Origin of the sequence: Enterorhabdus sp. P55, assembly GCF_009911695.1 — a bacterium.
Classification (GTDB): Bacteria; Actinomycetota; Coriobacteriia; order Coriobacteriales; family Eggerthellaceae; genus Enterorhabdus.
On record NZ_QWKK01000087.1, the window covers coordinates 1 to 9,776 of the forward strand.

General features: G+C 72.0%; 5 protein-coding genes. 2 read left to right on the top strand and 3 right to left on the bottom strand.

Annotated features, from left to right (window positions below; all coding sequences use genetic code 11):
• The first annotated feature begins 436 nt into the window (after positions 1-436).
• The gene (locus D1643_RS08385; RefSeq protein ID WP_160710196.1) at positions 437-865 is read left to right on the top strand and encodes an MOSC domain-containing protein; all 429 of its coding nucleotides are present in this window, start codon (positions 437-439) and stop codon (positions 863-865) included.
• A gap of 407 nt (positions 866-1,272) precedes the next feature.
• On the opposite strand, the gene D1643_RS08390 is transcribed toward D1643_RS08385, so the two are convergent.
• Entirely contained in the window at positions 1,273-3,459 is a 2,187-nt protein-coding gene (locus D1643_RS08390; protein ID WP_160710197.1) for a YhgE/Pip domain-containing protein, read from the bottom strand.
• Positions 3,452-6,142, bottom strand: coding sequence for a YhgE/Pip domain-containing protein (locus D1643_RS08395; RefSeq protein WP_160710198.1), 2,691 nt, complete (start codon positions 6,140-6,142; stop codon positions 3,452-3,454). The genes D1643_RS08390 and D1643_RS08395 overlap by 8 nt, the downstream gene beginning before the upstream one ends.
• Positions 6,143-6,968: 826 nt before the next feature.
• Here D1643_RS08395 and D1643_RS08400 point away from each other — a divergent pair.
• A complete protein-coding gene (locus D1643_RS08400) occupies positions 6,969-8,054 on the top strand; it encodes a hypothetical protein (RefSeq protein ID WP_160710199.1) in 1,086 nt (361 codons plus the stop codon).
• Positions 8,055-8,212: 158 nt separating this feature from the next.
• On the opposite strand, the gene D1643_RS08405 is transcribed toward D1643_RS08400, so the two are convergent.
• Positions 8,213-9,229 (bottom strand): VanZ family protein, encoded by a 1,017-nt coding sequence (locus D1643_RS08405; protein WP_160710200.1) that lies wholly within the window; start codon positions 9,227-9,229, stop codon positions 8,213-8,215.
• Positions 9,230-9,776 lie beyond the last annotated feature (547 nt).

Genomic DNA, 9,776 nt, shown 5'->3' on the forward strand with positions numbered 1-9,776 from the left:
CGCGAGTGGGGGCCGCGCCCGGGGCCTCCGCGCCCGCAGAGGCCTCCGCACCCGAGGCCGCCGCGACCTCTGAGGCCGCCGCGCTCGCCCCGCCGGGGCGCACCGCGTCGTGCGCGCCGTCCGCCCGCCGTGCCTTCGCCATAGCATCCGCCTTCCCGTCGCACCACGCCATCCCTTTGATTCTAGCGACGCGGGCCGCCGGCCCTGGCTGCGGAGCCCCGGCGCATACCAACCCGTTGCGCCCCCGTCATCAGCGAATGCCTCCGCGTTCCCCATAATTATCCTCTTATGAATATTATTCTCATTGTGATATAATCACCTCACGCCTGGATCCACCCTCGTCACCCGTCGTGCAGCGGGCCGGGGGACTCATATCGGTTGCACCGGGTACGTCGAGGTGGCGCGCGACGTATCGCCTCATGCGAAGGAGTGCGCCATGGGCACCATCAGGGCCGTCTGCACGAGCGAGACCAAGGGAATCCAGAAGAGCGAGCGAGAGCGCGTCGAGCTGCGCCCGGACTGGGGCATCGGCGACGACGCCCATGCGGGCGCGTGGCACCGCCAGGTGAGCCTGCTCGCCTACGAGAAGGTCGCCGACTTCAAGGCGCGCGGCGCCGACGTCGACAACGGCGCGTTCGGCGAGAACCTCGTCGTAGAGGGCATCGACCTGAGCAATCTCCCCCTCGGCACGCGCCTGCGCTCCGGCGAGGTGGAGCTCGAGCTCACCCAGATCGGCAAGGAGTGCCACGCACGCTGCGCCATCTACCACCAGATGGGCGACTGCATCATGCCGCGCGAGGGCGTCTTCTGCCGCGTCATAACCGGCGGCACCCTCGCCCCGGGCGATCCGCTCGACGTCATCTAGCGCGCCCGCCACGACGCCGCGGCGGCGCGGCGGGCGCATCACCTGCCGCGCTGTCGTCCGCGCCGCGCATCCACCACGGCCAACAGCCCCTCCGGGTGGGAAAACGCCCGGATTATGGCAAGCATTGACGGGTTTGCAACGTCCGCGGGCGCATTTCCGCCCAAATCGAGAGGTCTTCCGCCTCGCCGGAAAGAAGCGACCTGGGAAAACGCCAACACCCGCCACGCTCCCGCGAAAGCAGAGGTTGCAAACTCCTCATCACTTGCCGCAAAACGGGCGTTTTCCTGCCCAGCCCGGCGAACGCCCCCTGCTCCTCCCGTCCGACCCGGCGACAGGGGGGCATGCCCGCCCCCTCCTGCATCCCGCCTGGCACGCCCTCGCGCGACGCGAGCGCGGGCACGCCCGACCTAGCCCACCAGCTTCGAGGACTCCACCTGCTCGACGTACCACGCCATGAACCGCGCAAGCGGCCGGCGCAGCACGAGCCCGATGAGCGCAGCCGGCACCACGAACAGCATGAGCTGCCCCATCTGCACCCAGTAGTCGGTGCCGTAGGTGCCCATCATGGCCGCGCGCATGGCGTTCACCACGTGGGTGGCCGGCAGCCAGGGGCTGAGCGCCTGCACGAACCCGGGCAGCAGCTGCAGCGGGAACGAGCCGCCGCAGCCGGTCACCTGCACGATGAGCAGCAGCACCGCCATCGCCTTGCCCAGGTTGGCGAAGGCGGCCACCAGCGCGTAGATGAGGAAGGTGAACACAAGCCCCGCCGTCCAGAAGCACAGCATCAGCAGCCAGGGGTGGGCAGCCTGCACCTGCAGGAAGAAGAGGTTGCCCAGCCCCATGAGGGTGGTCTGCGCGAGCGACAGCAGCGCCATCACGCCGAAACGGCCGAGGAACAGCTGGCGGGGCTTGGGGTCGCGCAGGTCGGCCTGGTCGCGCGCCGACACCGTGGGCTTGACCACCACCAGGATGAGCAACGAGCCGATGAACAGGGCGAGCGTCGTGTAGAGCGGCGCCATGGCCGATCCGAAGTTCTCGGCCGGGAACACCGCCACGCGCTCCACCGCCACCGGGGCCGCCAGGGCGGAGGAGAGCGCCTGGGCGTCGGCGTTGAGCACGTCGCGCAGGGCCTGGGGGTCACCTGCGGCGAGGGCGGCGTCCACGGCGTCGGCCATCTCGCGCAGCTGGGAGGCGGCGCCCGCCAGCCCGGCAGCGGCCTCGTCGATCTTGGCCGAGGCGGCGTCGAGCGACTCCCCTGCCGACCCGGCTGAGGCGGCAAGCTCGCCTCCGGCGGCGTCGAGTTTGCCGAGGGCCGTCTCCAGCCCGTCGGCCAGGGTGGCCGAGTCCGCGGCCAGCTGATCGAGCTCGGGCCCCAGGTGCTCGTCGAAGTCGGCCTTCAGCGCGTCGATGCGATCACGGGCCTCGGCAGCCTGCTGGCGCGCAGCCTCGCGGTCGGCCTGGGCCGCGGCGTCGCCCGCCTCCAGCTTGTCGGCGGCCGAACGCAGGTTGCCCTGCATCGACACGACCAGATCGGCTACGGCGTCCATGCCCTGCGCCGCGTGCTCCAGGGCCGCCTGCTCGGCCTCGGGGGCGCCGGCGGCCAGCTCGCGCAGGTGCGCGGCCAGGTCGCGGTAGGCGCCCACCTGGGCGTCGAGGGCCTGAGCCCGCTCGCGCAGGTGCGCGGCGCTCGTGGCCGTGGATCCCGACATCGCGTCGAACACCCCGTCCACCGACCCCGCGGCCGCGTCGAAGGCCGCAGAGCTGGCCGCCAGCGCGTCGGAGAGCCCCGCGCCTGACGAACGCAGCGCGTTGGCGGCTGTGCGCGCCGCGGCGATGCCCTGGCCCGCAGCGTCCGACGCCCCGTCGATGCCCGCGCGCGCCGAGGCCGCCAGCGCAGCCGACCCGTCCACCAAGTCGCGAGCCGTCTGGGCCAGCGACGAGTAGAGCCCCAACACCGACGAGGCCCGCTCGGCCGAGTCCGCCAGACTCCGCGCGTGATCGGCCACGTCGGCCACGCGCCCGTCGAGGTTCCCCTCGTCGGCCAAGCGCGAGAACGACTCCGCCACGCCGAGGGCCACCTCCGAGAGCGTCTCGGCGAACACCTCGTTCACCTGGTAGGACACGGTGTCGGCCCCGCGGTCGGTGATCTTGGGCGCGATGGCGCTCTTCTTCTCGTTGGCGTAGTAGATGATCTTGGCGTGCTCGGAGTCCTCGGCGTAGAAGGTCAGCATGTCGCGGCTGAACTCCGGCGGGATCACCACCGCCGCGTAGTAGCGGCCCGAGCGCGCGCCGTCCACGGCATCGTCCTCAGTGGTGATGACCCAGTCTATCTGGTCGTTCGCCCGCAGCGCGCTCACCACCTGCTCGCCCACGTTCACCCGCAGGGGCACCAGATCGCTCTGGTAGCCCTCATCGGCGTTGGCCACGGCCACGGTGAGGTTGCCCGTGTTGTCGAAGACGTTCCAGCAGGCGATGACGTTGTACCAGGCGAAGATGGAGGGCATCACCACCAGGCCTGCGGCGATGATGACGGACACCACGTTGGCGAACAGCCGGCGGCAGTCGTCGCGGAAGATGCGCGCGATGTTATTCACGGCGATCCTCCTCTCGGCGCGCTGCGTCCTCGCGCGGGGCCGCCCCCTCGCCACGCAGCATGGCCGCGCCCCAGCGGGCCGGGGCGTCGGGGACCGCAGGCGCGGCGGCGGGCGCAGACGCAGGCGGGACGGCTTCCCCGCCCGTCACCGAGCCGCGCTCGGCGCAGAGCCCCAGCAGCTGGTCGTCGGAGAGGGCGCCCAGGCGCAGCTGGCGCTCGAAGCTGCACCGCAGGCTCTCCACTACCACCAAAAACACGAAGAGCACGGCGATGAACCCAAGCCAGAACGTGAGCACCCACACCTTCTCCGCCGGGGTGAGCGCCAGCACCACGGCCAGCGCCGCCGGCACCGCCACGCCCACCACCACCGCACCGCGGATGAGCCGCGGGTACCAGCGGCGGAATCGCTCGTAGCGATCCTCCAGCTGCGCGCGGTACACGTCGCGGTCAGCCAGGACGCGCACCACCTGTGAGAACCGGTAGGGGCGCCGCGGCACCTCCACCCGCTCGCCGTTGAACAGCCCGCCGGCGCGCACCTGGTCGGCCACCATGAGGTTCACGTTGGCCATGAGCGGGCGCACCAGCAGTCCGAACGCCATGAACGCGACGAAGAACAGGGCCAGCATGGCCAGGTCGCCGGCGTACTGGGTGCCGTAGAAACCGAAGATGGCCTCGCGCATGGCGCCGATGCCGTAGGTGAAGGGGAAGAACGGGTAGATGGCCTGGAAGAACCCCGAGGTCATCTCGATGGGATAGAGCCCCGTGGCGCCGGGGATCTGGGCGAACACGAGCACGACGCAGATGCCCTTGCCGATGTGCTGGAGCGTCACCGACAGCGCGTAGATGATGCTCAGGTACGAAAGCGACGTGACCGCCGCGGCGAAGAACAGGGCCGGCGCGTTGACGGCCTGCACCCCGATGGCGAGCACCCCCGCGCAGCAGATGAGCGCCTGGAGCACCGCCATGGAGGCCAGCAGCAGAAAGCGCCCGAGGTAGCGCTGGGCCAGGGTGAGGCCGGGGATGCCCTCGGCGTCTACCTCCTGCTTCATGATGACCAGCAGCATGAAGGCGCCGATCCAGAAGGTGAGGTTCATGAACAGCGGCGCCATGGCCGAACCGTAGGCGTTGAGCGGGTAGAGCTGCTCGGTGACCAGGTCCGTGGGCGACCCCATGAAGTCGGCGATCTTGGAGGCGTCGAGCCCTTCGATACCGAACAAGCGCATGATCAGGTCGGACTGCCCGACAGCCATCACGTCGGTGCGTACGAGGGCCATCTCCTCCTGGAGGCCGGCTAGGAGGCCGTCGGTCTGGGACACCGCGTCGGCGGCCGCGTCCAAGGTGGACACGAGCTGGGCCAGCGAGCCTTTGGCCTGGTCGATGACGAGCTGCTGGCCCGACACGGCGCTCGAGAGCGCCGCGGAGGCCTCGGAGAGCGACGAGAGCGCCCCCTGCACCGCCGGCAGCGTGGTGCCGAAGAGCGCGTCGGAGTAGCCGCCGGCCTGAGTAGTGGCCGCGTCGACGGCCTGGCCGAGGGCGGCCGAGGCCGAGGCGGCCGCGGAGGACACGGAGCCGGCCTCGGCGTTGAGGTCGCCCAGCGCCCCGAGGGCCTGGCGCGCGTCGGCGTTGCGGCGGTCGAGCTCGTCCACCGCGGCCACGAGCGGCGCGCAACGCGGATCATCCTCGGGCAGCGCCTCGGCGGCGGCGCGCAGCTGGGCGGCCAGGGCCTCGGCGCGCTCGACGGCGGCGCTGCCTTGGCCGATGGTGGCGCCGATGCCCTCCTGGGCGCCGGCCACGGCCTCGTTCAGGTTCCTCACGGCCCCGTCAGCGCGGGCCGCGGCCTGGGAGATGCCGGTGAGCCCCTGGCCCACGGCCGGCATGGCCGCCGACGCGAAGGCGCCCAGCCCCTCCTGGGTACGCGCCGTCAGATCCCCCACGGCGGCGAGTGATCGCGCGGCGGCGTCCACGGACGTCCGCGCCTGGTCGAGCTCGGCGCGGGCGGCATCGGCGCGCTCCCGGGCCTGGGAGGTGGCCTCGGACACCCGGCCGAGGGCCTCGCGCGCACCGGCCACGGCGGCCTCGGCTTCGGCGAGCTTGCCCGCCGCGCTGTCGCGGGAGGCGCCCACCGCCTCCTGGGAGCGGTCGTAGGCCTCGTCCACGGAGTCGGCCACCACGTCGCTCACCGTGGAGACGAAGGTGGAGTTGATGGTCTCGTCTAAGGTGGTGGCGCCCGCATCGGTGATCTTAGGGGCCACCGGCCCCGCCTTCTCGTTGACATAGTAGGAGATGGCGGGCTGGGTGAAGTCGCCGGTGGTCAGCGTGAGCAGGTCGGCGGTGAAGTCGGGGGGAATGACGAAGGCGGCGTAGGCCTGGCCGGAGTCCAGCTGGGCCATGGCGTCGTCATAATCGGTGAAGTCCCATTTGAGCTGGTCGTTCTCGTGCAGCTTCTCCACGATCATGTCCCCGACGTGCAGCTCGCCGGTCAGCTCGGACGAGCCCCCCTCGTCCTGGTTGACCACGCACACGCGCAGGTTGCCCGTGTTGTCGTAGGGATTCCAGAAGCCGATGACGTTGTACCAGGTGTAGACGGAGGGAAGCACGAGCAGCGCCACGACCACCACCAGGGCGGGAGGCGTCTTGAGGAGGCGCAGGAGGTCGCGCTTGAGCACGCGCCCGATATTGCCCATGGATGCCTACCCCTCTCCTCGATGCCGACGTTCGAAGGGGTCATAATACCCCACTTGTGGTATAAAACGCAACCGTCCCTTCGTATGGGAACCGCAGCGAAGGGACTGCCCAGCGCACGGCCCAGCGGCAGGCGTCGCGCAGCCCGCGCGAGCGGAGGGCGCGCCGCTCAACGCTCGCGCGGGGCGGACGAGTGTTTCACGTGAAACACTCGCGCCCGACGACCCGACGGCCCGGCGAACCCGCGAGCGCAAGTCCTCGACCCGGCAAGTCCCCCAACCCGGCCATCCGAGGGCCTGACGGACGCAGAGCAGACGACCCGGGCGCCCGGACGAGCCGGTGGGCACGAGCCCCGCGAGCCGAACAGGCTGCCAGCTCGGCGAGCGCAGGCGCACCGCCCAACGCTCGCGCGGGGGCGGACGAGTGTTTCACGTGAAACACTCGTCCGCCCGACGACTCGACGGCCGGCGAGTCCCGTGAGCCAGCGCACCGGAAGCGCGGCCCCGAGCCGACGAGCCCCGCGAGCCGACAGCCCGGCGAGCCTCGCGGCTCAGGCCAAACGCGAGCCCCGCGAGCGGCGCGTCGGCGGGCGCGGGCTCTGCGGCCCGGGCGAACCGCCGGATGCCCGTCAGCCGGCCCGAACCGGCGGGCGGGATCCCGCGGGCGCGAGCCGGGCGTGCGCTTACCTTCCCCCTCAATTATCGCGCGCAATCGGGAGCGGGCAAGTCACGGTTACATGACCGATGGGGCCGGTGAGCGATCCGCAGCGCTACGCTTCTCCGCGGGGGTGCGGACGCGTCCCCTCCGCCGTCTGAAAGGAAGCGCCCCATGGCCAAGCCCGCATCACCCCTCCCGCGCCCCGCCCGCGCGCTGCTCATCGCGCTCGGTGTCATCGTCGCCCTCGGCGTCGCGGCCGTGATCGGCGTCAACGGCTACGTGCGCGTCGCCTTCGCCCCCTTCTACGAGCGCGCCGAGCGCGCCTTTCCCATCCCCGGCGCGGGCGTAGGCTTCGTCTGCCAGGACCTCGACTGCCTCGACGACGGCCAGACCTGGCTCTTCAGCGGCTACCAGGCCGACGGCTCGCCCTCGCCGCTCTACCGTCGCGCGGCCGACGGCAGCGTCACGCGCGTGTTCCTGCGCCTTCCCGACGGCAGCCTCTACGACGGCCACGGCTCGGCGGTGACGAGCGCAGAGGGGCGCGTCTACGTGGCCTGCGAGGGCGGCTATCTCGTCACCGACGAGGCCTCCGTCGCCGACGCGCCCGATGATCAGGCAGTGCCCGTGCTCGGGCGCGTGGAGCTGGGGTTCTCCCCCTCGTTCATGAACGTGGAGGGCGAGATCATGTATGCCGGCGCGTTCTACCACCCCGGCGACTACGAGACGCCGGCCAGCTGGCGCATGACCACGCCCGACGGCACCGAGAACCCCTCGCTCATGTTCGCGTTCCCCGCCGACCCGGCCGCGCAGTGGGGCTTCGCCGCCGAGCCGGCGGCGGCCTACTCCATCCCGGGGATGATCCAGGGGGTGTGCGCCACGCCTGACGGCGGCATCGTGCTCTCGCAGTCGTTCGGCCTGGCCACGTCGCACCTGCTTGTCTACGACGCCGCCTCGCTCGAGCCCGACGGCACGCTTTCCGCCACGGCGCTGGCGGACGGGAGGGAATCCGACGGCGCCGCGGACGGAGGCGCCGCAAGCGGAAGCGCCGGCGCTGCGGGCGCGCCCGACCCCCTCGCAGACGTGCCGCTCTACTGCCTGGACGGGCGCTCGCTCGTCGAGGACGTGGCTGCGCCGCCCATGACCGAGGGCATCGAGTCCCACGGCGGCCTCGTCTACGTGAGCGAGGAATCCGCCAGCGACAAGTACCACTTCGGCAAGCTCTACGGCGCCGGTCAGATCTACGCGCTGGCCCTGTAGCGGGTCGCGCCGAGAGACCGCCTGAGGCCGCGCCACGGCGCCTCGCCCCGAGGCCGCCTGCCGCCGCGCCCGAAACCGCAGAGGGAGCCCTCCGCGACGCGAGCCGCCGGCCCGCCCGAGGCCGGCCGGGCGCTCCCCGCGACACGGTCCAGCGGCCCTTAGGGCAGCAGGTCGTAGGGCATCTGGCGCACGAGGGCGTAGAACAGCGCCGCCAGGGGCACGCCGGCGAACGGCCACGCCAGCACCGCGCCCAGCACCACCAGGCGCCCGACGTAGAACAGCGCCCGGCGCCACCCTCGGCGCGGGCGCGTCTCGCAGGTCATCCGCACGAACCCGCCGCCGAGGGTGCGCCCGGCGCGCAGGGCCGGTACCACGCCCTCCACCACCACGAGCACGACCGCGCCCAGAAGGAGCATCCAGCGCTGGTCGCCGAGCGGGCCGGGGAGATCACCCCGGCTGGCGCCGACAGCCGAGGCGAGCGCCTGCACGCCAGACACCAGCACCACCCATGCCACGGCCATCACCAGGGAGTCTATCCAGAGCGCCACCATCCGCCGCACGAAGCCCGGCTCGTCGGTCACCGGCACCGGCCCCGCCTCCTCGTCCGGCGGCAGCACCCGCGCCGCCGCGGCGGCGAGCAGCCAACCGACGAGGGCGCCGGCCGTGTTGTAGATGAGATCGTCCACGTCGAAGGTGCGGTAGGCATAGGCGTAGATGCCGAACACGCCGGTGAGCTGGGCCGTCTCCACCAGAAGCGACACGGCCAGCCCCGCCAGCGCGGTGCGCGCCAGACCCCAGCGAAACAGGCGCCCCGCGATGAACCCGAGGGGTACGAAGAAGACGACGTTGGCGAGAATCTGAGGCAGGGCCGCCACCCCCTCCCGCCGTAGGTCGCCCACGAAGGCGAGCGGGTTGAGCTGCGGCGGGATGCCGTAGGTGATGCCAGGGCCGGAGTCGCCCGAGGGCAGCGGGTAGAGCGTCAGACACACGAGCCCCAGCCCGTAGAGGACGGTCAGGTAGGCGCCGACGGCCGTTCCCAGCCGCAGCCGCCCGTCCCGATGGTAGAGGTAGGCCAGGATGGGCAGCGTGAGCGCCAGCGACATGAAGGGCCACAGGCCCAAAGCCACGGCGAAGTTCTCGCTGTAGCTTCCCAAGAAGCGCTTGACCATGCCCATGAGGCCCTCCTCGCCCTCGCCGACGCGACCAGGCGCAAACGCCCGGCCGCGAGCCAGCATAGCAGCCCCCGCGAGACGCGGGAGAAAGATGACGAAGACGTAAGGGATGAGGAAGGCCCAGGCACAGAGCGCGCCGGGAAGTCGCTGCGGGCGGTTTGGCAGCGGAGGGGGCGAGCCGCGCGCAGGGCGTCCCGTCACGCGGATCGGCGGCGAAGCGTGCGCAGCGGACTGCGGCAGAAAACGAGGAGCAGCGACGCCTGGCGCCGACCCCGAGGGAGGGGATCCGGACGCGGGGACGCGGCGACGGCCGACGCCCCCGGGGGGGCAGGGCGCACGCTCGCGTGAGTGAGCGGCGAGAAGCGCGCGGCGGGCTGGCACGGGGCGCAGGGTCGACGGCCGACGCGTGTCCCGGAGGCGCCGGGCACGCGCTCACGCGGCCTGGCGACGGGGAGCGCGAAGCGGGCTGGCGCAGGAGGCGACGGCCGCCGCGAACCCCGGGAGCGCAGAACCGAGCGCGCAGCGATAGCCGGCATCGGGCGCGCAGGAC

Excerpts from the sequence above, each read along its gene's own strand:
- D1643_RS08385 (WP_160710196.1), top strand. The coding sequence starts at position 437 with ATGGGCACCATCAGGGCCGTCTGCACGAGCGAGACCAAGGGAATCCAG.
- D1643_RS08395 (WP_160710198.1), bottom strand. The coding sequence starts at position 6,142 with ATGGGCAATATCGGGCGCGTGCTCAAGCGCGACCTCCTGCGCCTCCTC.
- D1643_RS08400 (WP_160710199.1), top strand. The coding sequence starts at position 6,969 with ATGGCCAAGCCCGCATCACCCCTCCCGCGCCCCGCCCGCGCGCTGCTC.
- D1643_RS08405 (WP_160710200.1), bottom strand. The coding sequence starts at position 9,229 with ATGGGCATGGTCAAGCGCTTCTTGGGAAGCTACAGCGAGAACTTCGCC.